The organism is Methylobacterium sp. Gmos3, assembly GCF_056430985.1.
Genome location: NZ_JBWJYL010000005.1, coordinates 397,964 through 423,800 on the forward strand (window position 1 = coordinate 397,964; position 25,837 = coordinate 423,800).

Genomic DNA, 25,837 nt, shown 5'->3' on the forward strand with positions numbered 1-25,837 from the left:
CTGCAAGTAGCGTTCTCTCCGGTTCGCCCGCGACTTCACCCGCGACCCGGAGGCTCCCGTCATGGTCCGCTCATTCGTGTCCCCCGCGCTCCTGTGTGTCACCCTCGGCCTGTCCGCCACGCCCGCCCTGGCGCTCACGTCGAAGGAATGTTCGGTCAAGTACCAAGCCGCCAAGCAGGCCGGCACGCTGAACGGCCAGACGTGGAACGCTTTCCGCAAGGCGTCATGCGGCGCCGACGCGACTCCGGCTCCGGCGGCCGCGACCGTGCCGAACCCGATGGCCCCGGCCGGCGGGACCAAGACGGCGGCGCCCTCCCCCGCGCCCACGCAGGCCGCTGCGCCCGCCCCCGCGCCGAAGCCCGCCCCCGCCGCGACCGGCACGGCGGCCTACCCCGCCAAGGTCGATCCGAAATACGCGAGCGAGCCGGCCGGCAAGCAGCGGATGCACACCTGCCTCGACAGCTACAACGCCGCCAAGGCCGCCGGCACGCTCGGCGAGATCAAGTGGATCCAGAAGGGCGGCGGCTATTACAGCGAGTGCAACAAGCGCCTGAAGGTCTGAGGCCCTACGGCATCACCCAGACACAGGGGCCGCCGGCCTGGGCGAGGCATTCGTAGATCGCCCCGCCGAAGGTGGACCGGCGCTCGACGGCGCCGAGCGTGTCGCGGGCGACGACGCGGCAGCCGGGCGGCTTCTCCGCCTGCGCGGCGGCCTGGGCGGGATCCTCTCCCGCTCCGGCCGCCCATTGGCGCAGGGCCACGAGGCTCTCGCAGGCCGGGACCGGGGAGCCGGCCCCTTGAGCCAGCACCGGCGAGGCGGCGAGACAGAGAAGTCCCGCAAGCAACGCGACGCGCATCCCGACCTCCGTTCGGACGATCCTCGACGCCGATCACATGGAGAGGGACCGCACGCCGGCAAGCCGGCCTGCAACAATTCGCCCGGCCCATTCCGCCCCGGTGGGAGGGCTTCCCCTCCACGACGACGTCCCCTTCGGCCTCGTGCATCGATCCAGACGAAGGCATCAGCCGTGTCTGGAAAAATTGATGCAGTAACAAGAAGCTAGGGCAGAGACGCATGAACGGAGTGAGTGCGTCACTGCCCTAGCGGGTGCGGAGGTCGCGCGGATTCGGCTCCGATGGCCAATGGAGGTTCGACGGGGGTTTGGCAGGCGTCACGCTCCCCACGAGCAGCCTGATCATCTCGGCCCGATCGGGAAGCATGGCAGCCGGCGGCTCGCCCACCAGGACACGCCACTGAGCGACGAATTCCTCGTTCGTCAGGAGCGCCAGCTTGGCCGGCGAGGGAATGACGGGACGTGCGGTCATGATCGGCTCTTCCATTCGCCACAGCGAATACTGTCGCCGACCGGCGAAAGTTTCAGACCGAGCCCTGGCGCGTGAGGCCGCCGAGAACGAGGACGCGCCGCGAAGGCCCCGCCCCATCACGAAACAGGTCTCTTCACGGCCAGGCGGCCGGGGGCATCGCCTCCGGCCGCCGTGACTGCGTGGTCGGTGATTGAGGGATCAGATCCCGCTGCCGGTGCCCGGATAGGAGCGAACGCGCGTGCGCCCGTCGCTCGCTCCCGGAAGGCCGGTGCCCATCGCGGCCGGCGACCCGGTGGTCGATCCCGCCGCCGGGGTCCATCCATCCTGGGTCCAGGCGGCCGCCTTCTGATCGAGGTCGACCGAGCCGTGCTGCTCCAGGACATCCATGACCATGGGGCCACGGGCCTCGTCGGTCCTGACGGTCACCAGCGTGCCGCCACGACGGACCCCCTCACCGTAGGCGTGAGCGTCCTTCTCGCTCACGCCCGCGCCGGTCAGGCCACCCGCCAAGCCGCCGGCCGCAGCGCCCACACCGGCACCGGTCAGGGTGGCGACCAGCCAGCCGGCGGCCACCACGGGGCCGACGCCGGGAATGGCGATCATGCCGAGCCCCGTCAGCAGGCCGGCCGCGCCGCCGACGATGGTGCCGAGCGTGGCGCCCGTACCGACGCCATCCTTTGCCTTCTCCTCCGTATCGGCACTCACAGCGCCATGGTCATGGCCGACCGTGCTGGCGTGCCGATCACCGTCGTTGTTGCCGACGAGGCTGATATCGCCGTGCGGGATCCCGCCGGCTTCGAGCTTCGCCACGGCCGTGCTGGCGTCTTCGTAGCGGTCGAAGAGAGCGGTAACGGTTTGCTGAGCCATCGTAAGTCTCCTTGAGCGAGGACGGAAAGATCACTGCGCCGCGACGTTGCCCTTGAAATCGAGGCCGACCGGGACCGACTTGCCGCCGTGCATCGCCGTACCGCGCCAGATGCCGTCGTTGTCCTTCTTGAGATCCTTGGCGTCCTTGAAGCCTGCCTTCTCCAGGCGGGAACGGGCCTCGCCCTCGGTGAAGCTGTTCGCGCCCGGTTCCAGTTTGGCGTTCGTGTGAGCACCCGCCGGCATACCGTCCGGGGTGGCCTTGTCGGTGTTGGGTCGGGTGACGCTCTGCTGCCCGCCGGATTGCTCGCTGGACTTCGCATCGGGCGCGGCGGGCGACCCCGTCGTGGTGGTCTGCGCATAGGCGCTGGAGCTGAGGAGCGCCGTGAAGGCAAGCGCGGCAACCGAAATTCGCATGGTCAACTCCGTGGGTCTTTTCAGATCCACCAAGCCTTCACCGCAAGAAACCGTTCCAAAATTTAAGCAACACGCCCAAAAGCTCGGCGATTGCGTTCGAGACATCGAGCCGTCAGGCATTATTACATGGAAATCACAAGCAACCCCCTGAATCGACAGCGCTTTGTTCGCCCGCGGAGCGCAGGGTTGTCTCGTGGCGGTCATCGCCGTCGCCGCCGGCCTTCGCCGCTCAGGCGAAACGCATCAGGCGGTCCGTTCGGCGGGGCGTCCGATAACCCTGTCACCGCAAAGGGTCGCGACGCATGCATCGCTTTTGGGTTGTGGGGAGTTTCAACCAGCAGTTGCTCATTGATGGGCAAGGATGGTGATGTAACGGAGGCGATGATGCTTCGAGGTGGATTGCTGTGGCTTCTGGGGATCCCGCTGCCGATCATTCTCCTGTTGTGGTTCTTCGGCGTGTTTCACTGAAAAGCGTCTGACAGACTCATGCCCTATACCGTCGAAATCACGACTCCCGCGGTGGATGTAGGCAGCGAACAGCGGGCGGCGCGGCTGTATCAGCTGCCCGATCTGTTCACGACGATCGCCGAAGCCAAGGACGCCGCCGACGTTCACATCGCAGAACTCGGATTGGATCCGGCCAGCGTCCTGTACAACGTGTTCGACCGTGAGGGCTTCACGGTCGCCTCGAATGCCGATCAGCCGGTGGGAGCGACTTGATCGGAGGCCGAGATCCGGTGCTCGCGGTGTCCTTTGTCTCCGCGGCGCCGACCTCCGCGTGACCGCCCGGCCAAGGTATTCTCGGGTAGGGCCGTTCTTGGCCAAAGCGGAAGGATCCGGCTCCGGCCTGCCGGTCGGACCGTGTTCACCCGCCAGGAGCCGTGCGGTGTCGCCGACGGCCGGGGCACAGGCCCAGGGAGAGGCCCGCCTCTGACTCTATCGGCGGTTGGGGGCGTCCCCGTGGACGACCTGTTGCCACGCCTCCACGCCACCTGCCTGGAGCCAAAGCCATGCCGTTGCGGCAACCCAAGGACCGCCGATCAGGATGAAGGCGAGTAAGCCCATGATGACCTCCTGAGTGCATCGATCCCGACGAAGGCGTCAGCCGTGTCTGGAAACATCGATGCAGAAACAAGGAGCTAGGGCAGAGACGCATGAACGGAGTGAGTGCGTCTCTGCACGAGCCGTGGAGCGTCACGCCGACCGCACGAGTCGAGCCCGCAGCGCTTCGGCCTCAGCTTGCCACGCATCCCGCTCGATTTGAATCGTCTCGATCAGGACGTGGAGATTGCCTGCGTCGATGGCGGTCTCAACCAGCATGTCCTGTGCGGTGGCGAGTTGGTCACGCAGCTCGGCGTTCTCGTTCGCCAATGCGAGGAGAACGGCAACCATGTCGTCGCCCATCGCTGCCTCGCCCTCACCAAAGACGTGGGCTGTAGACGCGGACGTGCGTGGCAGCAACCGCCCTGCGATGCGAAGAGCCTTCGACGCATCGCAGGGCGGTGTCGGGCTGCCTCGCGCCGGCACGAACCGGCCGCAGCGAAACGCCGATTCTAGCGGCGCTGCATCTCGCGACGCTCCTCGCGGCGCTCCATCCGCTCGTCCCGGCGATCCCGCTCCGGATCGACGCCGAGAACGCCACCGACCGTGCCCGTCGCCGCGCCGACCGCTCCGCCGACGACGCCGCCGATCGGGCCCGCCGCGCGATTGCCGTCTTCCGCGCCACGCTGCGCGCCGGGAATGGTGCCCTGTGCCTGAGCGCTCGCCGCGAACGCGAGCGGAGAGAGGATGAGGGCCGATGCCATCAGGAAGCGCTTCATGACGTTGTCCTTCGAGACTCGATGACGGCGACGCCCGGCCTCGAAGCCAAGCGTCCCCATGTCAGGCCAACGCCCGGACACGGAGAAGGTCACACGATCGCAGGATCGCCTGCCTGAATGAGGCGGCCTAGACGTTCTCGGCGATCACGCACGCGCGACGTCCGGCGTCTCGTTCATGTCGGGTCGCCCCTCCCCCTCAGGCGCGCGGTGCGGCGCCTTCCGAAAAGCGGATGCGGCTCACGATGTCTTCGATCTGGCTTTGAGGGCATCCCGCTCAAGGCGCGCCGCCTTCAGGCGGGCGGTGTTCTGATCGGCGGCGCTGACACTCGGCTGCGTTTCGATCTTCCGATCCGAGCGATTCTGCGTCTGGGCGAAAGCCGCCTCGGCCTGCACCCGCTCCTTGCTGTAGTTGTTCGCCATACAAGTACCCTGGTTGACCCGTCGCCCCCGGGCAGCGAGATCGTTGCGTGGATCGATTGCGAGCGCTTGGCGGTCAGTGCCTCTTTCGCAAGACGATGATGGATGATCTCCTAGTTCGGCGCGAAGATCGTGATGTTGTTATTGATCTGATAGGCAGTCGTCGGCTTCGTATTGACGAGCCGAAGATAAATCGGGCTCTCGCCGAGGATCGCCCCGAACGATGGCGTCACGTTCAGCGGAAAGCAATGCGATAGCACCGCCGAGGCAGCTTCTTCATAGCGATGTTGCGCGTCACGGTCGCCGACCAATTGGCGGGCGGTGGTGAGCGGTTTGCCACGGATGGCCCCCGTCTTGTCGAGGCCGAACCTGTAGGCGATCAGGGCGCCCTCGGTGCCGGGCGGCACAGTCCAGCACGCGGCGACCGCTTGGCGGAACTCGGCCCAATTGTTGACCGGCGCGGTTTGTGATCGCGCCGGCCAACCGGACAGAACGGCGACGGATGCTGCGAGAAGCCATGTCGCCAACCGGTCAGCCAAGATCGCCTCTCTGCCAAGATCGCCTCCGCTCCGTATGCGTCGCCCTCGGCCCCACCTCCACGAGGCGGGAGCGCGGTGGGTCCGAGAGGGCGCATCGGCAACCCGATGGTCGTGAGCTACCGGCTCTGCGGGGTCAGTAGAACTTCGGCTGGGCGATCGGCCGGACGGGCCTGCCCAGCGTCGGCTCCCGCCGACGCGCGGCTTCGTGCACCGGGGGCCGGGCCGTGAAGTGCAGATGGTGATCATGGCGGTGATGGTGCCAATGATGCCGATGGTGATGGCGGCGCCAGTGATGATGCCGGTGACGATGATGGCGGTGATGCCAGTGCCGATGATGGCGCCGATACCGTCTGTGATAGCGCACTTCGACCATGCTCGTGTCCGCCAGCCTGGTCAGCCCGGCAACCATGCCGAAATTGGCTGCTTCGGCGGGTTCCGGCGCTTGCACGAACACACCACAGCAAAGAGCGAATCCGAGTACTACTCGCCTGAGCACGTGTTCCTCCTGAACGATGGGACTTCGCCGACCTATGGCTCGAAACGCACCGTCCGGGTCTTCGTATCCGCGGCACGTTCGAGCACCGGTCGTTGCAGGGGGCCGACACAGCGACCGTTCGGCCCACGCGAGCCAGGGGCCGGCCTTTGCAGCGGCGTCCCGGGCCATCGGCGGCGGTTCACGCCCTCATCGCGGAGCGGGGGCGGGAGGCTGCGGTGACGAGCCGGGCTGCGCCGGTGCCTGGGGCACGGCGTTCTGCGGCGGGGTCGGCGGTTGCGGCTGCTGGACCGACCCGTTCGATGGCGAGTCGGTCTGAAGGGTTTGGTTCGCCTGGGTCTGGAGCTGGTCGGCGGTCTGCTGGCTGATCAAGCCATAGGAGACGGCCGCCGCGAGGGCGACGGCGACGACGGCTCCGATGATCGTCTTGGTAAGCTTGGGCGACATGGCGGTCTCCTCACGCCTTCGCTCGGGCCGGGCACGAGCCAGAGCCAACGAGCGGCGCGCTCACACGGATCCTGTCTCATGTCCTGTTCCATGGCGGCATCGGGCTCGCCCCCCACGGGAAGCCCGACGTCGATGCCCCGGATGAGGCTCAATCCCCCGGCGTCCAATCGATGTTCGGCCGCTGCGAGAGGATGCGCTCGAAGTAATCCGCCACGGCCTGTGCACCGTCCGCGTGCATCATCGCGACCGGATGAGCGAGATAGGCGCGGGCCAGATCGAGCGGGATCTCTCCGGATTGGAGGGCACCGAGCACGGCGTCGATGAAGGCATCATTGGCCTCGTTGAAGTCGCCTGACAGCTTCTTCCGCTCGTTGAGTGCCTTGATTGGCATCGTGCGACTCATCCTCTGAAAGGCCATGCTGCCGGTCCCACCGGCCGGCCGACCTTAGCGCAGGCGGCATCCGACCGCATCGACCCAGGACAAGACGCACACCGCTTCCGCAGCCCTCACGCGGAGAGCCTGAGATGTGTCGACGTTAGTGAGATGGGTGGCGCGCCAGTCAGGATAAAACTGCGAACACGTATGTCATTGATGTGGCGCGATAATTTGAACGGCTCCTCTGCTACCTCGGCGTGTCGAGGTCAATGGGAGCCCGGATTAAGCCGCAACGCGACACAAGAAACCGGACATTCTGCGATGCGCCCATAGCGGCCGTTCAAGTCAGCGGAAGCCGCTTCCGAAAGCCGACGTCGACCGTCCAGCGTGCTGCAGCCGCACGCTGTTCTTCCGCCACGACCGCGTGTTGCGGTGCCAGCGCCGCGGGACGAGGTGGAGGTCAGCAGCCTCCGGACCGCGGTTCGTCGCGGCGTCGCTCACGCCTTCCAACCGTGATCAGCCGAGGCCGGATGCAGAGCAGAACTATTGCGAACAGCCACGTCATCCGACGGAGGAAACCCGGGCATGCGGCACTCTTGAAGCGGATCGCTCTCGAGCGGATCCGTGGTCTTTCTCGGCGCAAAGAAGAATTTCAACTGCCGCCTTGCAAATAACGATTGGCGATTATGGAGGCCGCAGTTCTGTTCTCAACCCCAAGCTTAGCATAGATGGCTTCGAGATGCTTGGTTACGGTCCGGTGACTAAGGCCCAGAATTTCCCCGATATCCCGGCTAGACTTGCCTCGAGACAGCCAGAACAGCACCTCCGCCTCACGGGCGGTGATGGGCAGGCTCGTCCGCAACCGGGCGAGACTTAGGGCCGGATCGTCCTGAGATAGGCGCAGCAGCATCTCTTCGGCCGTGCCGCCGACGAACGTGAGCGTGTGCGGAGGTCCACTCGACTCCTTCAGAGCCATGGAGCCGGCCGCCGTCCCGGCGAGACAGGACCGCAGCCAAGCGACAGCCTCGGGCGGCAGGGACAGCACACCGTCGCGCGTCGGAGCCAGGGCGGCGATGACCTGCCCTGCCTGCGGCGTACACCATAGAACCCGTCCGTTCGCCGAAACCGCCAGCAGGGTCCGGCCCATCGCGTCCAAAGCCGTGCGGGCGCTGCGGGTGGAACGCGCCCCGGCGAGATGGGTGCGGATGCGGGCCAGGAGTTCGTCGGGGACGATCGGCTTCGTCACGTAATCGACGCCCCCGGCGTCGAGGCCTCGGACAATGTGCTCAGTCTCGCTGAGGCCGGTCATGAAGATCACCGGGACGCTGGCGAGGTGCGGCTTCGCCTTGAGGCGGCGGCAGGTCTCGAAGCCGTCGAGGCCGGGCATCATCGCATCGAGCAGGATCACGTCGGGGGTGACCTCATCGACGAGGGCGAGGGCGAGATCGCCCGCCACCGCGATCAGCACCGTCGCGCCCGAGCGCTCGATCGCCTCCGTCAGGAAGCTCAGGGTCTCGGGCGAGTCGTCGACGACGAGGATCACGTCTCGGCCGGCCTCAGTCATCGCCGGCGAGCTCCTGCAGGACCGTGAGGTAGCGGCGCAGGTCGTATCCGGCGATCAGGCCGCGCATCTGCACGACGAAGGCCTGTGGAACGCCCGCGTTGTGCTCCATCGCGGCGAGCTTCGCCTCGATGCCCCGGATGTGCCCGATCCGGCCGAGCCGCAGCAGTTCGCCGATCTGGTCGGCGCTGGGGCGGCCCGATGCGGGCCGATGCCCGGGCTTTGCAGCCGGAGGGGACAGCCCCGGCGCCTCCGTCCAGTCCAGGCGCAACAGCGCACCGGTTCGGTCCAGCACGTCGCGCAGGTCGAACGGCTTGGTCAGGATCGCGTCATGGGGCGGGCTGTCGCCCCGCAGGGGGCCGAGGTCGTGGACGTTGGCGGACATCATCGCGATCGGCCCGGCATAGCCCCGGGCGCGCAACGTCGCCGCCACGTCCCAGCCGCTCAGGCCCGGCATCGCGATGTCGAGGAAGATCAGGTCGATGCCGTCCGGCCCCGTCGTCTCCGCGACCGCCGCGAGGCAGGCCGGTCCCGTCGAGGCCTCGCGCACCGTGAGCCCCCGCGGCTCCAGGATGGCGCGCATCAGGGTGCGGTGCGCGGTGTCGTCGTCGACCACGAGCACGGTCCTGCGCGGGCCCGCATAGCTGGGCTCCGGGCGGGACACGGGCGTGGCGGATGCGAGCGCGAGGGCGGGCTGCGTCACCGCGGCCAGCATCAGGCGCAGGCGTGCCTGCGTCCCGCCGCCCGATGCGGCCGTCAGGGTGATCTCGCCGCCAAGGAGTTGCGCCAGCAGGCTGGCGATGGTGAGCCCGAGGCCGGTCCCGGGCGTACTGCGGGCCGCCGGCGTCGAGCCGCGCTCGAACGGCTCGAAGATCCGGGCGCGGTCCGCCTCCGGGATGCCGGGGCCTGTATCGCGGATCGTGAAGACCGCGACCTGGCTGCGGTAGCTCAGATCGAGCGAGACCGTCCCGCGCGGGGTGAACTTGATGGCATTCGAGAGCAGGTTGAGCAGCACCTGCCGGAGGCGCTTCTCGTCGGTGGCGACGACCTGCGGTAGGATCTCGGGCCGCGAGAAGCAGAAGTCGAGCCCGGCCTCGCGCGCCTGGAGCCGGACCATGTCGGCGAGTTGGTCGAGGAAGTCCGCGAGCCGGATCTCGTCGCGGTTGATCTGCAGGCGGCCCGCCTCCATCCGCGAGATGTCGAGGAGCCCGTCGATCAGGCCCGAGAGGTGCTGAGCGCTGCGCCGGATGACCCGAATGCCGTTGAGGCGCGCCGTGGGGATCGTCGGGTCCGTCTCGAGCAGCTGGGCGTAACCGAGCACGCTGGAGAGCGGTGTTCGCAATTCGTGGCTGAGGCCGACGACGTAGCGGCTCTTGGCCTGATTGGCGGCCTCGGCACGCTCCTTGGCCTCCTGGAGCTTGGCGTCGGTCACCTTGTGCGCCGCGATCTCGGCCTCGTAAAGGGCGGTCTGGCGCCGCGTCTCGGCCTGGGCGACCCGCCGGCTTTCCTGCGCGAGCACGAACAGCCAGGCGACGATCCCGAGGATGACGACGAGGATGAAGAAGACGCTGGTCAGCGCCGCGCGCAGCACCTCGCGATGGTCCGGATGGGCGAGGCTCGCACCCGCATGCACGACGCCGAGAATCAGGCCGATCACCGTGCACAGCGTCAGCATCACCGCGAGATAGCGTCCGAGCGGCGCACCGATCCAGGCGGCCGTGCGGCGTGGTAGGATGTGACCGAGGGTCTGCTGGGCCTGGACCTCCAGCCGGCCGTGCGGCTTGCAGAGGTCGCCGCAGCGCGCATCCAGGGAGCAGCAGAGCGAGCAGATCGGCGCGTCGTAGGCCGGGCAATAGGCCATGTCCTCGCCCTCGAAGGGCAGCTCGCAGACCCGGCAGGTGATCTCGTCCACGCCCCAATCGGTGCGCGGTGTCCGGGCGAGATACCAGCGCCCCCGGGTCGCCCAGGCCAGGGCAGGAGCCGCGCAGAACGCGGTGGCGAGCGTCAGCATCGGGGCGAAGGCCTGCGGTGTCGCCCCCCCGAGACCGAGGTGCAGCAAGCAGCCCGCCGCCAGGGCGAGCAGCATTGCCCCGGTGCCGACCGGGTTGACCGCGTAGAGATGCGCCCGCTTGAACTCGATGCCCGGCGGTGACAGCCCGAGGGGCTTGTTGACGGCGAGATCGGCCGCGAGCGCCCCGACCCAGGCCGAGACGACGCAGGCATAGAGCGGAAGGGTGCTCTCGATCGTCTTGTCGATGCCGAGCAGCATCAGCAGCACGGCGATGGCGACGTTGAAGACGAGCCAGACGACCCGGCCCGGATGGCTGTGCGTGAGGCGCGAGAAGAAGTTCGACCACGCGATCGAGCCGGCATAGGCATTGGTCAGGTTGATCTTGAGCTGCGAGACGAGGACGAAGGCCCCCATCAGCAGCAGCGCCGCTTGGCCGTTCCCGCCCGTCACGTAGCCGAAGGCGACGCGGTACATCTGGGTCGGTTCGGCGGCCGCGTCGGGCGGGACGCCGTGCGCGAGGGCGAGGACCGCGAGCCCGGCCCCGAGGAGGATTTTGACCATGCCGGGCAGGATCCAGCCGGCGCCGCCCGCCAGCACGGCCAGCCACCACGCCCGGTCGCGCGCGGAAGCCCGCTCGGGCACGAAGCGCAGGAAATCCACCTGCTCGCCGACCTGCGCCAGCAGCGCCAGCAGCACGCCGGTGGCGGTGCCGAACCGCGCGAGGTCGAAGCCGTCGCCGCGCCCGTCGAGACCGGGGAACGCGGTCAGAGCCTGCAGCGCAGCGGGATCCTGGACGGCGATGCAGACGAGGGGCAGCATTCCCAGGGCGAGCCAGAGCGGCTGCGTCCAGATCTGAAGCCGGCTGATCAGGCGGATGCCGTAGGCCACGAGCGGGATCACCGCGCTCGCGCAGACGAGATACCCGATCCAGAGCGGCAACCCGAGGCAGAGTTGCAGCGCCAGCGCCATGATCGCCGCCTCGATGGCGAAGAACAGGAAGGTGAAGCTCGCGTAGATCAGCGACGTCACCGTCGAGCCGAGATAGCCGAAGCCGGCCCCGCGGGTGAGCAGATCCATGTCGACGCCGTAGCGCGCGGCATAGGTGGTGATCGGCACGGCGGTGGCGAAGATGATCAGGCCGACGACGAGGATGGCCGCCAGCGCGTTAACGAAGCCCGCGGTGAGGACGAGCGTGCCGCCGATCGCCTCCAGCGCCAGAAACGAGATCGAGCCGAGCGCCGTCTGGGCGACCTCGAAGCCGGACCAGCGCCGGGCCTTCTTGGCCGTGAAGCGGAGCGCGTAATCCTCGAGCGTCTCGTCAGCGACGAGGCGATTGTAGTCGCGCCGGATCGGGATGATGCGCTGCGGGGCGCTCATCGGCTGCCGATCCGAACCCGGCCTTTGCCGCCAAGGCAAGCGCCCACAACCGCGCGTGACGTGCAACGCGCAGCACAAAGAGCCCTTACGCGGCGTGAATACGCGACTCCGAGCGTCATCGGTTCCTGAACGAGTCAGATCGACGGTGCCGCAGAGGCAAGAGCCCGGCCATACGCAAAACAGCGTATATGCTGCACCGCGGCGTGCGACCTAGCCTGCTCCCGTCGATCCGCGGCCGCCCCTCAAAGGCCCCGGACGGGAACAGGGTCAGGCAGATGGCAGACGACACCGACAAGGGCGCGGATCACGGCTTGCGCTCCCCGTTGCGGCGCAAGCTGCTGATGGGGCTGGCCGGCGCCCCGGCGTTGGCGTTGATGCCGCGGACGGTCTGGGCCGCGCCCGCGACCTCCGCGGTCAACGCAACCGGCTTGGCCGTCACCGACAGCGAGGTGACGATCGGCATCCTGCACTCGATCACCGGCACCATGGCGATCTCGGAGACGGGTGCGCAGGAAGCGGAGAAACTCGCGATCCAGCAGATCAACGATGCCGGCGGCGTGCTCGGCCGCAAGATCAAGATCATCCAGGAGGACGGCGCCTCCGACTGGCCGACCTTCGCTGAGAAGGCCAAGAAGCTCCTGGTCAACGACCATTGCGCGGCCGTGATGGGCTGCTGGACCTCGGCATCGCGCAAGGCGGTGCTGCCGGTCTTCGAGCAGTATAACGGCCTGCTCTACTACCCAACCTTCTACGAGGGCCTGGAGCAGTCGAAGAACGTCTTCTACACCGGCCAGGAGGCCACGCAGCAGATCCTCGCCGGCCTCGACTGGGTCCACAAGGAGAAGGGTGGCGACAGCTTCTACTTCATCGGCTCCGACTACATCTGGCCGCGCACCTCCAACAAGATCGCCCGCAAGCACGTCGAGAACGTGCTCAAGGGCAAGGTCGTCGGCGAGGAATACTTCCCGCTCGGCCACACCCAGTTCAACTCGGTCATCAACAAGATCAAGCTTACCAAGCCGAAGGTGATCTTCGCTGACGTGGTCGGTGGCTCGAACGTGGCGTTCTACAAGCAGCTCAAGGCGGCGGGGATCGACCTGTCGAAGCAGGTGCTGATGACGATCTCGGTCACCGAGGACGAGATCGACGGCATCGGCGGCGAGAACATCGCCGGGGCCTATGCCTGCATGAAGTACTTCCAGTCGATCGAAAACGAGAACAACAAAGCCTTCGTCTCGGCCTTCAAGAAGATGTGGGGCGAGAAGACCGTCATCGGCGACGTGACGCAGGCGGCCTATCTCGGGCCGTTCCTGTGGAAGATGGCCTGCGAGAAGGCCGGCTCGTTCGACGTCGACAAGGTGGTGGCGGCCTCGCCGGGCCTCGAGTTCAAGGGCGCGCCGGAGGGCTACGTCCGGATCGACGAGAATCATCACCTCTGGTCGAAGACCCGGGTGGGCAAGGCCAAGCCCGATGGCCAGTTCGAGATCGTCTACACGAGCCCGGAGCTGATCAAACCGGACCCGTTCCCGAAGGGGTACCAGTAATCGCGCCGCTCTCCCTCCCCCGCAAAAGGGGAGGGAGAGCGGCGCGGGCTTCGATCAAGCATTCTCCATCGCGGAAGGCCGAAAGACATGCTCGGCGATTACTCCCTCGGCGACCTCGGCGCGATCTTCGCTATGCAGGGCTTCGCCGGCCTGATCCTGTTCTCCGTCTACCTGCTGATGGCGCTCGGGCTCGCGATCATCTTCGGCCAGATGGGCGTGATCAACATGGCCCACGGGGAGTTCATGATCCTCGGCGCCTACGTCACCTATCTCTGCTCGACCTTCTTCCAAACCTACCTGCCGGCGCTGTTCCCGTTCTACTTCTTCATCGCGATGGGGCTAGCGTTCCTCGCCTCCGGGGCCTTGGGCATGCTGGTGGAATGGGGCCTGATCCGGTTCCTCTACAAGCGCCCGCTCGATACGCTCCTCGCCACCTGGGGCCTGTCGCTGATCCTCCAGCAGGCCTACCGGTCGATCTTCGGCGCCCGCGAGGTCGGCGTCGAGCTGCCGTCCTGGCTGATCGGCTCGGTGCAGGTCACCGACACGATCGAAATCCCGATCAACGGCCTGTTCGTCATGGCCGTCACCATCCTGATCACGGTCAGCGTCGCGCTGCTGATCTACCGCTCGCGCTTCGGCCAGCAGGTCCGCGCCGTGATGGCGAACCGCGCCATGGCGGGGGCGGTAGGCATCGATACTGAGAAGGTCGACCGCTACACGTTCGGCCTCGGCTGCGGCATCGCCGGAATCGCCGGCTCGGCCTTCACAATGATCGGCTCCACCGGGCCGACCTCGGGCCAGCTCTACATCGTCGACACCTTCCTGATCGTCGTGTTCGGCGGCGCCGCGAGCCTGCTCGGTACCATCGCGTCGGCCTTCTCGATCTCGCAGACCCAGTCGACCCTGGAATTCTTCCTCTCCGGCTCGATGGCCAAGGTGATCACCCTGCTCGCGGTGGTCGGCATCCTGATGCTGAGGCCCCAGGGCCTCTTCACCCTCAAGGTCCGGCGCTGAGGATGTTTTCCCAATGACGAACCCGGTCCAGACCCTCACCAAGTCGGTCACCGTCAACGACAACCCATTCATGAAGCCGGTGGAGTGGCTCAGCCTGCTCCTGCTCGCCGGGGTGATCCTGGTCGTCCTGCCGCTGGTGCTCGACGGCTTCCGCCTCAACCTCGTCGGCAAGTATCTCACCTACGCGTTCGTCGCCCTCGGGCTGGTGATCTGCTGGGGCTACGCGGGCATCCTGTCCCTCGGCCAGGGCGTGTTCTTCGGTCTCGGCGGCTACTGCATGGCGATGTACTTGAAGCTGGAGGCTTCGAGCATCGCGAACACGAAGATCCAGTCGACGCCGGGCATCCCAGACTTCATGGACTGGAACCAGATCACCGCTATCCCCTGGTTCTGGCAGCCGTTCAAGAGCCTGCCGCTGACGCTGATCCTGGTGATCGCGGTCCCGGTCCTGTTCGCGATGCTGATCTCCTTCGCGATGTTCAAGCGCCGGGTCGGCGGCACCTACTTCGCCATCATCACCCAGGCCATCGCCGCAATCCTGACCATCCTGATCGTCGGCCAGCAGGGCTACACCGGCGGCATCAACGGCATCACCGACCTGCGCACCCTCCACGGCTGGGACATCCGCACCGACAGCGCGAAGACCATCCTGTACTTCGTCAACGGCGGCCTGCTGATCGCCTGCATCCTGGCAGCACAGTACGTGAAGACATCGAAGCTCGGCCGCATCCTCGTCGCCATGCGCGACAAGGAGGACCGGGTCCGCTTCTCCGGCTACTCGGTCGCGGGGTTCAAGGTCTTCGCCTTCTGCTTCGCCGCCGGACTCGCGGCGATCGGCGGCGCGATGTTTACCCTGCAGGTCGGCTTCATGTCGCCCTCCTTCGTGGGCATCGTCCCCTCGATCGAGATGGTGATCTACGCCGCGGTCGGCGGGCGGCTGTCGCTGTTCGGCGCGGTCTGGGGGACGCTCTTGGTCAACTGGGCCAAGACTAGCTTCTCCGAGAGCTTCCCGGATCTCTGGCTGTTCGGCCTCGGCGCGCTGTTCATCACCGTGGTGCTGGCCTTCCCGAACGGCCTCGCCGGAATCTGGCGCGAGCAGATCGAGCCGCGCGTCACGCGACGGGTGAAGGGCCTGCGCGCCCCGCCGCCCGCCATCGTCCCGCCCCACGGCGCACCGGCCGAGTGAGGACCTGAATGAACGCCGCGATCCTCTCCTCCCCCGTGGTCGGCGCCGAGGCCGCCCCGCCCGATCATCTTCTCGCCGTCGAGGCGCTGACCGTCTCCTTCGACGGGTTCAAGGCGGTCAACGACGTGTCGTTCTACGTCGAACCCGACGAGATCCGGGTGATCATCGGCCCGAACGGCGCCGGCAAGACCACGGTCCTCGACCTGATCTGCGGTCGCACCAAGGCCAGCGCCGGCTCGATTAAGTACAAGGGCCAGGAGCTGACCAAGCTCTCCGAGAGCGCCATCGTTCAGGCCGGCGTCGGCCGCAAGTTCCAGACGCCGTCGATCTACGACGACCTGACGGTGTTCGAGAATCTTGAGATCTCGTTCCCCCGCGGCCGCTCGGTCTTCGGCGCCCTCACGTTCAAGCGGGACGCGGAGGTCCGCGACCGCATCCACGCCATCGCCGAGACGATCTTTCTGAAGGACCAGCTCAAGGAGCGGGCCGAGTTCCTGAGCCACGGTCAGAAGCAGTGGCTGGAGATCGGCATGCTGCTGATCCAGGACCCGGAACTGCTGATGCTCGACGAGCCGGTGGCCGGCATGAGCATCGGCGAGCGGATCAAGACCGCCGAGCTCCTCAACCAGATCATCAAGGGCCGCTCGGTGCTGGTGATCGAGCACGACATGAAGTTCGTCGAGGACATCGCCCACCGGGTCACCGTCCTGCACCAGGGCAAGGTGCTGTCCGAAGGTTCGATGGAGCGGGTCAAGAACGACCCGAAGGTCATCGAAGTGTATCTGGGACATTGACGATGGCGTCTCTTCAGACCGCGCATCCTTTTAGAATCCAGGCGACCCCGCTCGCCACGATCCCGGGCGCCACGCCGGCGCTTGCCGTCGACGACCTGCACGCCGCCTACGGCCAGAGCGAGGTCCTGCACGGGCTGACCTTCTCGGTGGCGCCGGGCGAGATCGTCGCCGTGATGGGCCGCAACGGCATGGGCAAGACCACGCTGATGAAGACCCTGATGGGCCTTGTGCCCGTCAAGGCCGGTTCGATCCAGGTCGAGGGCGCGGACGTGGCCGGGCTGAAGAGCCACGCCCGGGTCGCCAGGGGCCTCGCCTACGTGCCGCAGGGCCGCATGATCTTCTCGACCATGACGGTGCAGGAGAACATCGAGACCGGGCTGACGGTCACCGGCACCCGCAAGGTGCCGCAGGACCTCTACGACATGTTCCCGGTCCTGCTGGAGATGAAGGGACGGCGCGGCGGCAACCTCTCGGGCGGGCAGCAGCAGCAACTCGCCATCGCCCGGGCGTTGGCGAGCCGGCCGAAGGTGCTGCTACTCGACGAGCCCACCGAGGGCATCCAGCCCTCGATCATCCGCGAGATGGGCCGGACTCTCAAAAGGATCCGCGACGCGCGCGGCCTCTCCATCGTGGTGTCCGAGCAGGTCCTGAGCTTCGCGCTCGACGTCGCCGACCGGGTGATCGTCATGGAGAACGGGTCCATCGTCCACGAGGCCCCGCGCGACGGGATCGACGAGGCCGCCGTCGCCCGGTTCCTGTCGGTCTAGGGGCACAGCATGGCCGATCACGAGATCTTCGAACTCGGCGACTTCGTCCTCCAGTGCGGCAAGACGCTTCGCGCGGCCAAGCTCGCCTTCAAGACCTTCGGGACGCTGAGCCCGGTCAAGGACAACGCCATCGTCTACCCGACCTGGTACTCGGGCCAGCACACCGAGAACGAATGGCTGATCGGCCCCGGCAAGGCGCTCGACCCGGACAAGTACTTCATCATCATCCCGAACATGTTCGGTAACGGGCTCTCGTCCTCGCCGAGCAACACGCCCGCCCCCTGGAACGGGCCGCGCTTCCCCAACGTCACCGCCTACGACAACGTCCGCGCCCAGCACCGCCTGGTCACCGAGCATTTCGGCATCGACAAACTGGTTCTGGTCACCGGCTGGTCGATGGGCGCGCTCCAGACCTACCATTGGGCGTCGATGTACCCCGACATGGTGCCGAAGATCCTGCCGTTTCAGGGCTCGGCCAAGTGCTCCCGGCACAATTACGTGTTCCTCGAGGGCGCCAAGGCGGCACTCCAGGCCGACGCCGCCTGGGCGGAGGGCTGGTACACGAGCCCGCCGACCCGGGGCCTGCGCGCCTTCGGCCGGGTCTATGCCGGCTGGGGCCTGTCGCAGACGTTCTACCGGCTGGAAGCCGACATCACCCATATGGGCTACGCCTCCCTCGAGGACTTCCTGATCGGGTTCTGGGAAGGCCTGTTCTACAAACGCGACGCCAACAACCTGCTCGCCATGCTTTGGACGTGGCAGCACGGCGACATCAGCGCCAACGACACCTTCAAGGGCGACTTTAAGGCCGCGCTCGGCGCCATCCGCGCCAAGGCGATCCTGATGCCCGCCTCGACCGACCTGTATTTCCCGCCCGAGGACAACGCCATCGAGGCGGCCGCCATGCCGAACGCGGAGCTGCGCGTGATCGACACGTGGTGGGGCCATTTCGCGGGCGGGCCCGGCACCAGCCCGGACGACATCAAGGTCCTCGACGACGCGCTCAAGGAGCTGCTCGCGAGTGGGTGAGAGACGCGCAGCGGCGCGCGGACGGGGCCTGCCCCGGAGTTTCAGGGAGCTGGAGACACGAGATGCCCGAGACGCTGATCAAGGTCGATCTCACGCAATCGGCCTACGACAACGACATGGTGCACAACCGCTGGCACCCCGACATCCCGATGGTCGCCTACGTGAAGCCGGGCGCGGACTTCATCGTCGAGACCTACGACTGGACCGGCGGCTTCATCAAGAACAACGATTCCGCCGACGACGTGCGCGACATCGACCTGTCGATCGTGCACTTCCTCTCGGGGCCCATCGGCGTCGAGGGTGCCGAGCCCGGCGACCTGCTGGTGGTCGACCTGCTCGACATCGGCGCCAAGCCCGAGAGCCAGTGGGGCTTCAACGGCTTCTTCTCGAAGAAGAACGGCGGCGGCTTCCTCGACGAGCACTTCCCGCAGGCCCAGAAGTCGATCTGGGACTTCGAGGGGCTGTTCACCAAGTCGCGCCACGTCCCGGGCGTGCGCTTCCCCGGCCTGATCCATCCCGGCCTGATCGGCTGCCTGCCCGATCCCAAGATGCTGGAAACCTGGAACACCCGCGAGAAGGCGCTCTACGACACCAATCCTGAGCGCGTCCCGGCCCTCGCCACGCTGCCCTTCGGCCCGACCGCCCATATGGGCCGGCTCAAGGGCGACGGGAAGAGCGCGGCGGCCGCCACGGGGGCCCGCACCGTCCCGCCCCGGGAGCACGGCGGCAATTGCGACATCAAAGATCTGTCGCGCGGCTCGAAGATCTACTTCCCGGTCTACGTGCCCGGCGCCGGCCTCTCGATGGGCGACCTGCATTTTAGCCAGGGCGACGGCGAGATCACCTTCTGCGGCGCCATCGAGATGGCTGGCTGGGTGCATCTCAAGGTCGAGCTGATCAAGGACGGCATGGCCAAGTACGGAATCAAGAACCCGATCTTCAAGCCGTCGCCAATCACGCCGAAATACGACGATCACCTGATCTTCGAGGGCATCTCGGTCGACGAACACGGCGGCCAGCACTACCTCGACGTCCATATCGCCTACCGGCAGGCCTGCCTGAACGCGATCGAGTATCTGAAGAAGTTCGGCTACTCCGGCGCGCAGGCCTACTCGATCCTCGGCACCGCGCCGGTCCAGGGCCACATCTCGGGCGTCGTCGACATCCCGAACGCCTGCGCGACGCTCTGGATACCGACCAAGATCTTCGAGTTCGACATCAACCCCGGCGCCGAGGGACCGATGAAGTTCCTCGACGGCTCGATCCAGATGCCGCTGTCGCCGGATCTGTAATTGGCCCGTCGTCCGGTGGTCACCTCGGTCAAACTGGACGCGACCTGTCCCCTCTCCCGTGCGTGAGAGGGGACTCACGCATCGACTGACAAACCGCAATCCGGCAGCCTTCTGGAAGCACCCCATGCCCGTCTACGACTACGCCTGCGAGGCCTGCGGTCCCTTTACGGTGATGCGGCCGATGGCCGAGTTCCGCGATCCGCATGCCTGCCCGGATTGCGGCGGGACGAGCCCACGCGCCTTCCTAACGGCGCCGCGCCTCGCCGGCATGGATCCGGCCCTGAAGGCCGCCCACGCCACCAACGAGCGCAGCCGCCACGCGCCGCGGCGCTCGGGCAGTCACGGGGCCGGCTGCGGCTGCTGCTCGCCCAAGAAAACGACCGCGGCCCCGGCCGCTGCCAAGAGCTTCCCGAAGGCACGGCCCTGGATGATCAGCCACTGAGCCGCGCGCATCCGGGGACAATCACGGTCAGGAGGATATCACGCCATGATGCACGGAGACATCTCGTCCAGTCAGGACAGCGTCGGCGTCGCCGTCGTGAACTACAAGATGCCGCGCCTGCACACCCGTGCGGAGGTGCTGGAGAACGCCAAGGCGATCGGCAGGATGATCGTCGGCATGAAGTCCGGCCTGCCCGGCCTCGACCTCGTGATTTTCCCGGAATACTCGACCCACGGCATCATGTACGACGCCGCCGAGATGTACGAGACCGCCTCGACGGTCCCGGGCGCGGAGACCGAGGTGTTCGCCGCCGCTTGCCGGGAGGCCAAGGTCTGGGGCGTGTTCTCGCTTACCGGCGAGCGTCACGAGGAGCACCCCAACAAGGCGCCCTACAACACCCTGATCCTGATGAACGACCAGGGCGAGATCGTCCAGAAGTACCGCAAGATCATGCCCTGGACCCCGATCGAGGGCTGGTATCCAGGCGATCGCACCTACGTGTCGGACGGTCCCAAAGGCCTGAAGATCAGCCTGATCATCTGCGACGACGGCAACTATCCGGAGATCTGGCGAGACTGCGCCATGCGGGGCGCCGAACTGATCATCCGCTGCCAGGGCTACATGTACCCGGCTAAGGAGCAGCAGGTCGTCATCTCGAAGGCGATGGCCTTCGCCAACAACGTCTACGTCGCGGTCTCGAACGCCGCCGGGTTCGACGGCGTCTACACCTATTTCGGCCACTCGGCGATCATCGGCTTCGACGGCCGGACGCTCGGCGAGTGCGGCGAGGAGGAGATGGGCATCCAGTACGCGGCCCTCTCCAAGTTCCTGATCCGGGACTTCCGCGCCCACGGTCAGTCGGAGAACCACCTCTTCAAGCTCCTGCACCGCGGCTATACGGGCATGATCAACTCGAAGGAGAACCGGCACGGGATGTCGGACTGTCCCTACGACTTCTACCGGCGCTGGATCGAGGATCCCGACGGAACCCGTGATGCTGTGCGGGCTATCACGCGACAGAGCGTCGGGACCGACGAATGTCCGATAAAGGGTATCCCCTTCGTTGGTAAGGGCGAAGGGCCGCCTCATCCCTGACCTATCGGGCCTGCCGAGCCTCAGCGAGCCTTATGTTGCATGACGCCTTCGCGGCTTCTTCGCTTTCGTTCTTGGAACGGCACCTACTGCAGCGGATGTCTGCATCCGTGGCGTTTGATGCCGAGAGCGGACTAGCCGCTTTCGGCCAATTTCCGTCGCATCGGCAGGCGCCTCGGAATGGCTAGGTTGGGTGGTTTTCCGCCGGTCCGCTTCTGGGATGGCGATCCATAGGAGCGGACATCGTATCCACGCCCGCTCCCGACCCGCTGCAGACCCTCACAATGTCCGCTTCGTGGCCTCTGGCTTGCCGGTCTGTTATTGCTGGTCTGCTTGATGAAGTCGATTTTAATTGGTTCAAGCAGATACCCAAAGTAGACCGGTGGCTATCATTCGCCTGGAACATACGCAAAACGAGTCAGCTTGATTTGCAATTGCGCCAGCTCCCGAGCCTGGCCTGCTCCCATTCGCTAGCCCATGTTCGAAGTTAGTGCATCGTCGGTCGTGTGACGATGGCGGGGCGAGCGGACGGCATTGATCCGCTGAGTTCCGGTGGCCAGAGGACGACCCCCGGCGCAGGTGGCTGGTAGCCGAGCGACGAGTGCGGTCGGATGCTGTTGGAGTGCCTTCGCCAATACTCGATCACGACGCTGGCCTCCTTGAGGGTGTAGAACACCTCGCCGTTGAGGAGTTCGCCTCGCAGCTTCGTAGGCGATCTGCTAGCCAACTGCCGCGACCCAGCCTCGGACAAATCGAGCGATGAACTCAGGCCCATTGTCAGAGCGGATCATGCCCGTATGCTCTGATCCGAGCGGGCACAGATCAGGGGCGGGGACCGGCTGCGCCATCGATGCACTCGCCCCCAGCAGCAGCATCAAGCTAGCCGCAACGATCGCCCTCATGCCTGGCTCCTTAGTAAACAATCCCGCCAGACGGCCGCATGGGAACAAATTTCAGGGTGCGGGGCTACAGGCCGGGAGAAGTCGCTGCTCGATATATCGGCCGCGTTCTATACGGCTGCGAACGGGAGCCCCCCATGACCCTTAAGTAGTGTGCGGCGTGCAACTCGCATGACGTGAGATCACGGGCCGATGTTGCCTGATTGCCACTAATCACAAGCATCCTGTCCGTCCCTCTTGACAGATTACCCTGAGTCTTCACAGTTGCTGCGATGTAGATCAACCCTCATTTCTATGAAGAGGGATATTTTATGCGCCGTCGAATGCTCATTGCTCTGACCTCCCTGATTTTTATCGGGCACGGTGCGGCGGCGCATGCTGATAAATGCAAATCGCCGCCGCTTCCAAAGGGATGCGACAAGGATTGCGGCGATCACGTTGCATGTTTTGGATTGGATAAAGGGCATGGATGCGAGCCGATATGCTCATCTACGGGGTTTGTGACCATCATCGTTGATGGAAAAAAGAAAACCCTCTCCCTAAGGAACTTCAAATAGCCCGCAGGACGAAAAAGGGGCGTCGGATGAGCAAGGTCCGCCCATATATGTCGGTCGGTACCGCGTTGTTGCTTCTGACGCTGGAAGGATGCGGCACCTACGTACCTTCCGTCGCGGAGTTTTATGACCAGCCTGATGGAATTCTAGATGCGAGCGGCGTGCTTGAGGACAAAATCAAACAGCAAGTCTATTGCGAGTTAAAGCAAGCCGTCGTTCGCGCGACGGATACGACCGGACCGGAGCCAAGGGTCAAGGTCTACAGGCACAACAAGGAGGTACCTGCGCTTCCGCTGGATTGGGGCGTCCAGGTCACGTTAAACCTTCAAGTCGATGAGACCGGAGCCGCAAGCCCCAGCACCACCTGGATCGGCCCATTGCAGCATGCGCAGTCATTCTCCCTAGGAGGCGGCGCAACTCTGTCTTCCCAGGCAACAAGGATAGATAAATTTCAATCCTTCTATATGATATCGTTACTCAGCAAGAAAATTGATCCGGAGAATGATCGATGCACCAATTTGCGCAATCGGGGAAGCTCCTTTCTTCTTGAAAGCAACCTCGGTATTGATCAATGGTTACAAAACGCTCTTACTGTCGAAAATGACTATATATCAACGCCGCTCACGCCCAACACCGACACCGCCTTCAAGCAAGACATTCTCTCATACGAGGTAAAATTCATTGCCATTACCTCCGGAAACCTTACTCCTTCGCTCAAGCTGGTCCGACTGACGGCCAATCAGGGCAGCGCTCCATTTCTAAGCGCCAATCGCACCAGAACGCATGATCTGCTAATCACGTTTGGTCCAAGTCAAAAGCCTGCGAAGAAGGGGCAGCCTGCGACGCCGTCGGCGGCAATAACCACCGCGGATCTGGCGTCGCAGATCGGCTTCTATGTAGGTGCCAATATCAGGACAGCCCTGCCGAGTTTGCCGTTGGTGCCTTAGCCCGCGGAGTGAGCGCTGCTCTGTTGGATCATAAGCCGTACGGAACGCTCTCCGCTCTTGAGAATTCAAGCGGCGATAGGATGCTGCCTGCAGTGCGTGTGGCTTCGATCGTTGTCGGCGGCCGCGGCACTTTGCTATTCGAGCCCAGGCTTGTGACGAGGCCACCACCTCTAACCTCATGGCGCCGGCCGCGCTCCTGCGCTGATGCGGGCGAACCACATCACAGTGGGCACGTTGACGCTCACCTATTGGCGTTCTTGCAACGTCCAATCGGAGGGATAAGGTGGGCATGACCCGTCCTCGCGGGTCATGGCGATTCATTCGAACGGTAGCATATTCAATGAGCGCACAGGATACCTACCCCTCGCCAGACGGATTGCGCGAAATTGACCATCGATTGCAGGGTATTGCTCAGTTTACCCAGAGCGAATTAAAGATTGTATATACCCTGATGCGCGAATATGGGGTCGACTCTAGTTTTGTTTTCAATCCATATCGATTGGCTGAAGCAGGGGTCGGTCGTGCGGCTTTCAACGTCATCCAATTGCTTGCATTGGTGAACCGCGCAAAGGTGCATCAGACAGTGGATGGCAAGTTCTTACTTGAGCTAAATCAGGCTGAATTGCCGGGGTTTCTTGATTATTCGACATTCAATCCTGAGCGATCCCATGGCGATGGACCTCATATGGCAGATGAAAAAGATGCCGATTATGATCTTGAGAGAGAGCTGACTGAGTTGGCTAAGACGTTTCAGCGGATCAAAGGCAAGTCGGAAGATCTTGAGCGGATCAATCAATCGAATAGAGAAAAGACCGATGAAATTACGCGGTTGCTAAAACAAAAGCGTCCGGCCTTAGGCTAGCATCCGGGCATAAAATAGAAACTTTCGCAGCCTGGTTGGACTGAGCCGCAACGCCATGCCTCACGCCCCCCATCATAATAAAACCTTCAGCGTCAAGGCGATGATCGATTTTCTGAAGGGCGAGGCGGCAGCTGCTGAGAAGCATCTGGACCAGTCCCTAGATCGGGCCCGTCAGGATGAGGTGAAAAACGATCGTATCCTGGATGAAATTAGAGAAGATAAGACAGCTGAGAAGTAGACACTATATTTAGTCGAAGCATTCGTTCCTGAGGCGAGTGATGGCCGATAGTACTGATATCGTTCGTGGTTCGATGACCAGGAACGGCCTGCTAGTGCTTACTTTTGAAGTTGCGGTTGTCATCGGTATATTTTTTATAAATCCGGATGCTCTCTATCTGTTAGCCACAGCGTTCATGCTAATTGTCTCTTTCGTGGTGTTTGCAACATTCATGCTCTCCTTCGACCGTGAGATGCCGAAGGCCAATAGACCGATGTGGCTAATCATTGTCTTTTCTCTAGTTAATCTGATGCTTATAATCCTATTGTTTGCTTACCTCTATGACTGGAGTGGCATTGTAGGCGACAATTGCACTTCGGGCGATCTGTTTGACGCCATTTATCTGTCGGTGATCACGCTGACGACGGTCGGTTACGGCGATTGTCATGCGATAGGACGGGTCGGCAAAGCAATTTCCGCATCAGAGGCTTTATGCGGGTTCGTGATCTTAGGCTTGCTTTTGTCCGCGATCCAAAAGCTGTTCAAGCCCGGCACACGCGCCAGCGGCGGTTGATTGCACTTCAGCTTCCTTCTTCATGCCTCGGCCATCCTTGCGCTCGAAATATCATAGCAAGTGAATGCCGGCGCAGCCGTCAGAGGGCCGGTAATGAGGCCCTTTCTTACTTTGAGCGATTGAGACTGTGAGCGGTTGAACGTTCGAGATTGTGGCGTCTGTAGGTCCGGTTATTACAGCTCAACCGAAAGCGCTTCTTCGCATAACGTGACTTCCGCTGCCGGCAGTAGGCGAGCTAGAAGCCTCTCACCTCACTTTCAGCGTACCTCAGGGCCGATGTCATTTCACAAACCGCTCACGGTCCAAAGCAGCCGCGACTGCCGGTCTAGAAATGCGCACTCAAACCGGACCAACCGTTTCTGTCTCGAACGTCCGGTTTCGGCCACAGTGCGAAAGGCTGCTCACCACCCCAAGCTGAAGTTGCCGGACGGCTGACGAACGTCCGCTTCGGGGGAACGCCGACAGCGCTTCCGGCGACCGGGTTGGGTCGGAAACGGATGTCCGCTTTTCCGAAGGGCAATCTCTGAGGCCGACCGGCGGCTCCCGGCCATTACCCTTCATCCTACCAACGACCGGTCCTTTGGCGTTCGCGCAGTGCGCGTTCCTCCTGGCTGGCTGGTTTCGTGGCGAAGCTGCCGGTCTGAACCGCGCCGGCCCGTTCATAGACTGCAAGCTGAACACCCTTCGGCGATAGAGCCTGCTCGATCAGCACCCAAGTACGGGCCGTCGATGGGTCGTCCGCGTACCATCGCTTGCCGCGGCCGAGTATCAGCGGAAAGGTGATCAGAACGAGCCGGTCGACGAGGCCCGCCGGTAGCAGGGCTGGATAGAGTTTGCTGCTTCCCTGGATGAAAAGATCCGGGCCGGCGCTCTCCTTCAGGCGGGTGACCGCTGCGACAGGCTCGTCCCCGAGCCGATAGCTGTTGCTCCAGCCGAGGGTTTGATCAGACGAAGTCACGACGTGCTTGCGCACCGC

General features: G+C 64.6%; 29 protein-coding genes and 1 pseudogene. 15 read left to right on the forward strand and 15 right to left on the reverse strand.

Annotated features, from left to right (window positions below):
- The first annotated feature begins 61 nt into the window (after positions 1-61).
- The gene (locus ACS5Q7_RS12975) at positions 62-562 is read left to right on the forward strand and encodes a hypothetical protein (RefSeq protein WP_478339717.1); all 501 of its coding nucleotides are present in this window, start codon (positions 62-64) and stop codon (positions 560-562) included.
- A gap of 4 nt (positions 563-566) precedes the next feature.
- Here the strand turns inward: ACS5Q7_RS12975 and ACS5Q7_RS12980 are convergent, their stop codons facing one another.
- The 4 genes from ACS5Q7_RS12980 to ACS5Q7_RS12995 form a co-directional block, all read right to left on the reverse strand.
- Entirely contained in the window at positions 567-857 is a 291-nt protein-coding gene (locus ACS5Q7_RS12980; protein WP_478339718.1) for a hypothetical protein, read from the reverse strand.
- A gap of 244 nt (positions 858-1,101) precedes the next feature.
- The gene (locus ACS5Q7_RS12985) at positions 1,102-1,326 is read right to left on the reverse strand and encodes a hypothetical protein (protein WP_478339719.1); all 225 of its coding nucleotides are present in this window, start codon (positions 1,324-1,326) and stop codon (positions 1,102-1,104) included.
- Between the two features lie 198 nt (positions 1,327-1,524).
- Positions 1,525-2,193, reverse strand: coding sequence for a hypothetical protein (locus tag ACS5Q7_RS12990; protein ID WP_478339720.1), 669 nt, complete (start codon positions 2,191-2,193; stop codon positions 1,525-1,527).
- A gap of 30 nt (positions 2,194-2,223) precedes the next feature.
- Positions 2,224-2,637 (reverse strand): hypothetical protein, encoded by a 414-nt coding sequence (locus tag ACS5Q7_RS12995; RefSeq protein WP_478339762.1) that lies wholly within the window; start codon positions 2,635-2,637, stop codon positions 2,224-2,226.
- Between the two features lie 456 nt (positions 2,638-3,093).
- Here ACS5Q7_RS12995 and ACS5Q7_RS13000 point away from each other — a divergent pair, with 456 nt between their 5' ends.
- Positions 3,094-3,327: a hypothetical protein gene (locus ACS5Q7_RS13000; protein ID WP_478339721.1), complete on the forward strand. Its 234-nt coding sequence runs from the start codon at positions 3,094-3,096 to the stop codon at positions 3,325-3,327.
- A 474-nt stretch (positions 3,328-3,801) separates the two neighbouring features.
- On the opposite strand, the gene ACS5Q7_RS13005 is transcribed toward ACS5Q7_RS13000, so the two are convergent.
- From ACS5Q7_RS13005 to ACS5Q7_RS13045, 9 genes are all read right to left on the reverse strand, one after another.
- Positions 3,802-4,011 carry a hypothetical protein gene (locus ACS5Q7_RS13005; RefSeq protein ID WP_478339722.1) on the reverse strand — a complete coding sequence of 70 codons (210 nt, stop codon included), beginning with the start codon at positions 4,009-4,011 and terminating at the stop codon, positions 3,802-3,804.
- A 149-nt stretch (positions 4,012-4,160) separates the two neighbouring features.
- A complete protein-coding gene (locus ACS5Q7_RS13010; RefSeq protein ID WP_478339723.1) occupies positions 4,161-4,427 on the reverse strand; it encodes a hypothetical protein in 267 nt (88 codons plus the stop codon).
- Positions 4,428-4,664: 237 nt separating this feature from the next.
- Positions 4,665-4,847 carry a hypothetical protein gene (locus tag ACS5Q7_RS13015; protein ID WP_478339724.1) on the reverse strand — a complete coding sequence of 61 codons (183 nt, stop codon included), beginning with the start codon at positions 4,845-4,847 and terminating at the stop codon, positions 4,665-4,667.
- Positions 4,848-4,957: 110 nt separating this feature from the next.
- Positions 4,958-5,383, reverse strand: coding sequence for a hypothetical protein (locus ACS5Q7_RS13020; RefSeq protein WP_478339725.1), 426 nt, complete (start codon positions 5,381-5,383; stop codon positions 4,958-4,960).
- Positions 5,384-5,516: 133 nt separating this feature from the next.
- The gene (locus tag ACS5Q7_RS13025; RefSeq protein WP_478339726.1) at positions 5,517-5,831 is read right to left on the reverse strand and encodes a hypothetical protein; all 315 of its coding nucleotides are present in this window, start codon (positions 5,829-5,831) and stop codon (positions 5,517-5,519) included.
- Positions 5,832-6,065: 234 nt separating this feature from the next.
- A complete protein-coding gene (locus ACS5Q7_RS13030) occupies positions 6,066-6,323 on the reverse strand; it encodes a hypothetical protein (protein WP_478339727.1) in 258 nt (85 codons plus the stop codon).
- Positions 6,324-6,471: 148 nt separating this feature from the next.
- A complete protein-coding gene (locus ACS5Q7_RS13035) occupies positions 6,472-6,714 on the reverse strand; it encodes a hypothetical protein (protein WP_478339728.1) in 243 nt (80 codons plus the stop codon).
- 637 nt (positions 6,715-7,351) lie between these two features.
- Complete coding sequence (locus ACS5Q7_RS13040) at positions 7,352-8,263, reverse strand: response regulator (protein WP_478339729.1); 912 nt, start codon at positions 8,261-8,263, stop codon at positions 7,352-7,354.
- Complete coding sequence (locus ACS5Q7_RS13045; RefSeq protein WP_478339730.1) at positions 8,256-11,648, reverse strand: ATP-binding protein; 3,393 nt, start codon at positions 11,646-11,648, stop codon at positions 8,256-8,258. The genes ACS5Q7_RS13040 and ACS5Q7_RS13045 overlap by 8 nt, the downstream gene beginning before the upstream one ends.
- A gap of 275 nt (positions 11,649-11,923) precedes the next feature.
- Here ACS5Q7_RS13045 and urtA point away from each other — a divergent pair, with 275 nt between their 5' ends.
- The 9 genes from urtA to ACS5Q7_RS13090 all read left to right on the forward strand — a co-directional run bounded on the left by urtA (position 11,924) and on the right by ACS5Q7_RS13090 (position 20,811).
- Positions 11,924-13,192: an urea ABC transporter substrate-binding protein gene (urtA, locus tag ACS5Q7_RS13050; protein ID WP_478339731.1), complete on the forward strand. Its 1,269-nt coding sequence runs from the start codon at positions 11,924-11,926 to the stop codon at positions 13,190-13,192.
- Between the two features lie 87 nt (positions 13,193-13,279).
- A complete protein-coding gene (gene urtB, locus ACS5Q7_RS13055) occupies positions 13,280-14,206 on the forward strand; it encodes an urea ABC transporter permease subunit UrtB (protein ID WP_478339732.1) in 927 nt (308 codons plus the stop codon).
- A 13-nt stretch (positions 14,207-14,219) separates the two neighbouring features.
- The gene (gene urtC / locus ACS5Q7_RS13060; protein ID WP_478339733.1) at positions 14,220-15,392 is read left to right on the forward strand and encodes an urea ABC transporter permease subunit UrtC; all 1,173 of its coding nucleotides are present in this window, start codon (positions 14,220-14,222) and stop codon (positions 15,390-15,392) included.
- A gap of 8 nt (positions 15,393-15,400) precedes the next feature.
- Entirely contained in the window at positions 15,401-16,186 is a 786-nt protein-coding gene (gene urtD / locus ACS5Q7_RS13065; protein WP_478339734.1) for an urea ABC transporter ATP-binding protein UrtD, read from the forward strand.
- A 2-nt stretch (positions 16,187-16,188) separates the two neighbouring features.
- Entirely contained in the window at positions 16,189-16,953 is a 765-nt protein-coding gene (gene urtE, locus ACS5Q7_RS13070) for an urea ABC transporter ATP-binding subunit UrtE (protein WP_478339735.1), read from the forward strand.
- Between the two features lie 9 nt (positions 16,954-16,962).
- A complete protein-coding gene (locus ACS5Q7_RS13075) occupies positions 16,963-17,982 on the forward strand; it encodes an alpha/beta fold hydrolase (protein ID WP_478339736.1) in 1,020 nt (339 codons plus the stop codon).
- A 62-nt stretch (positions 17,983-18,044) separates the two neighbouring features.
- Complete coding sequence (gene fmdA / locus ACS5Q7_RS13080; RefSeq protein WP_478339737.1) at positions 18,045-19,274, forward strand: formamidase; 1,230 nt, start codon at positions 18,045-18,047, stop codon at positions 19,272-19,274.
- Between the two features lie 124 nt (positions 19,275-19,398).
- On the forward strand, positions 19,399-19,716 hold the full coding sequence (locus tag ACS5Q7_RS13085; protein ID WP_478339738.1) for an FmdB family zinc ribbon protein: 318 nt from the start codon (positions 19,399-19,401) through the stop codon (positions 19,714-19,716).
- Positions 19,717-19,761: 45 nt separating this feature from the next.
- Entirely contained in the window at positions 19,762-20,811 is a 1,050-nt protein-coding gene (locus tag ACS5Q7_RS13090) for an aliphatic amidase (protein ID WP_478339739.1), read from the forward strand.
- A 484-nt stretch (positions 20,812-21,295) separates the two neighbouring features.
- Here ACS5Q7_RS13090 and ACS5Q7_RS13095 read toward each other — a convergent pair.
- Positions 21,296-21,602: pseudogene (locus tag ACS5Q7_RS13095) on the reverse strand (integrase core domain-containing protein); the annotation flags it as partial.
- A 688-nt stretch (positions 21,603-22,290) separates the two neighbouring features.
- Here ACS5Q7_RS13095 and ACS5Q7_RS13100 point away from each other — a divergent pair.
- The 4 genes from ACS5Q7_RS13100 (at position 22,291) to ACS5Q7_RS13115 (ending at position 24,861) form a co-directional block, all read left to right on the forward strand.
- Positions 22,291-23,208 carry a hypothetical protein gene (locus ACS5Q7_RS13100; RefSeq protein WP_478339740.1) on the forward strand — a complete coding sequence of 306 codons (918 nt, stop codon included), beginning with the start codon at positions 22,291-22,293 and terminating at the stop codon, positions 23,206-23,208.
- A gap of 340 nt (positions 23,209-23,548) precedes the next feature.
- On the forward strand, positions 23,549-24,070 hold the full coding sequence (locus ACS5Q7_RS13105) for a hypothetical protein (RefSeq protein ID WP_478339741.1): 522 nt from the start codon (positions 23,549-23,551) through the stop codon (positions 24,068-24,070).
- Between the two features lie 55 nt (positions 24,071-24,125).
- On the forward strand, positions 24,126-24,308 hold the full coding sequence (locus ACS5Q7_RS13110) for a hypothetical protein (RefSeq protein WP_478339742.1): 183 nt from the start codon (positions 24,126-24,128) through the stop codon (positions 24,306-24,308).
- 40 nt (positions 24,309-24,348) lie between these two features.
- The gene (locus ACS5Q7_RS13115; protein ID WP_478339743.1) at positions 24,349-24,861 is read left to right on the forward strand and encodes a potassium channel family protein; all 513 of its coding nucleotides are present in this window, start codon (positions 24,349-24,351) and stop codon (positions 24,859-24,861) included.
- Positions 24,862-25,423: 562 nt separating this feature from the next.
- On the opposite strand, the gene ACS5Q7_RS13120 is transcribed toward ACS5Q7_RS13115, so the two are convergent.
- A partial coding sequence (locus ACS5Q7_RS13120) for a dihydrofolate reductase family protein (RefSeq protein WP_478339744.1) occupies positions 25,424-25,837 on the reverse strand: 414 nt, incomplete at its 5' end.

Coding starts and splice junctions, on each gene's coding strand:
- ACS5Q7_RS12975 (WP_478339717.1), top strand. CDS start 62: ATGGTCCGCTCATTCGTGTCCCCCGCGCTCCTGTGTGTCACCCTCGGC.
- ACS5Q7_RS12980 (WP_478339718.1), bottom strand. CDS start 857: ATGCGCGTCGCGTTGCTTGCGGGACTTCTCTGTCTCGCCGCCTCGCCG.
- ACS5Q7_RS12985 (WP_478339719.1), bottom strand. CDS start 1,326: ATGACCGCACGTCCCGTCATTCCCTCGCCGGCCAAGCTGGCGCTCCTG.
- ACS5Q7_RS12990 (WP_478339720.1), bottom strand. CDS start 2,193: ATGGCTCAGCAAACCGTTACCGCTCTCTTCGACCGCTACGAAGACGCC.
- ACS5Q7_RS13000 (WP_478339721.1), top strand. CDS start 3,094: ATGCCCTATACCGTCGAAATCACGACTCCCGCGGTGGATGTAGGCAGC.
- ACS5Q7_RS13005 (WP_478339722.1), bottom strand. CDS start 4,011: ATGGGCGACGACATGGTTGCCGTTCTCCTCGCATTGGCGAACGAGAAC.
- ACS5Q7_RS13010 (WP_478339723.1), bottom strand. CDS start 4,427: ATGAAGCGCTTCCTGATGGCATCGGCCCTCATCCTCTCTCCGCTCGCG.
- ACS5Q7_RS13015 (WP_478339724.1), bottom strand. CDS start 4,847: ATGGCGAACAACTACAGCAAGGAGCGGGTGCAGGCCGAGGCGGCTTTC.
- ACS5Q7_RS13030 (WP_478339727.1), bottom strand. CDS start 6,323: ATGTCGCCCAAGCTTACCAAGACGATCATCGGAGCCGTCGTCGCCGTC.
- ACS5Q7_RS13035 (WP_478339728.1), bottom strand. CDS start 6,714: ATGCCAATCAAGGCACTCAACGAGCGGAAGAAGCTGTCAGGCGACTTC.
- ACS5Q7_RS13040 (WP_478339729.1), bottom strand. CDS start 8,263: ATGACTGAGGCCGGCCGAGACGTGATCCTCGTCGTCGACGACTCGCCC.
- ACS5Q7_RS13045 (WP_478339730.1), bottom strand. CDS start 11,648: ATGAGCGCCCCGCAGCGCATCATCCCGATCCGGCGCGACTACAATCGC.
- urtA (WP_478339731.1), top strand. CDS start 11,924: ATGGCAGACGACACCGACAAGGGCGCGGATCACGGCTTGCGCTCCCCG.
- urtB (WP_478339732.1), top strand. CDS start 13,280: ATGCTCGGCGATTACTCCCTCGGCGACCTCGGCGCGATCTTCGCTATG.
- urtC (WP_478339733.1), top strand. CDS start 14,220: ATGACGAACCCGGTCCAGACCCTCACCAAGTCGGTCACCGTCAACGAC.
- urtD (WP_478339734.1), top strand. CDS start 15,401: ATGAACGCCGCGATCCTCTCCTCCCCCGTGGTCGGCGCCGAGGCCGCC.
- urtE (WP_478339735.1), top strand. CDS start 16,189: ATGGCGTCTCTTCAGACCGCGCATCCTTTTAGAATCCAGGCGACCCCG.
- ACS5Q7_RS13075 (WP_478339736.1), top strand. CDS start 16,963: ATGGCCGATCACGAGATCTTCGAACTCGGCGACTTCGTCCTCCAGTGC.
- fmdA (WP_478339737.1), top strand. CDS start 18,045: ATGCCCGAGACGCTGATCAAGGTCGATCTCACGCAATCGGCCTACGAC.
- ACS5Q7_RS13085 (WP_478339738.1), top strand. CDS start 19,399: ATGCCCGTCTACGACTACGCCTGCGAGGCCTGCGGTCCCTTTACGGTG.
- ACS5Q7_RS13090 (WP_478339739.1), top strand. CDS start 19,762: ATGATGCACGGAGACATCTCGTCCAGTCAGGACAGCGTCGGCGTCGCC.
- ACS5Q7_RS13100 (WP_478339740.1), top strand. CDS start 22,291: ATGAGCAAGGTCCGCCCATATATGTCGGTCGGTACCGCGTTGTTGCTT.
- ACS5Q7_RS13105 (WP_478339741.1), top strand. CDS start 23,549: ATGAGCGCACAGGATACCTACCCCTCGCCAGACGGATTGCGCGAAATT.
- ACS5Q7_RS13110 (WP_478339742.1), top strand. CDS start 24,126: ATGCCTCACGCCCCCCATCATAATAAAACCTTCAGCGTCAAGGCGATG.
- ACS5Q7_RS13115 (WP_478339743.1), top strand. CDS start 24,349: ATGGCCGATAGTACTGATATCGTTCGTGGTTCGATGACCAGGAACGGC.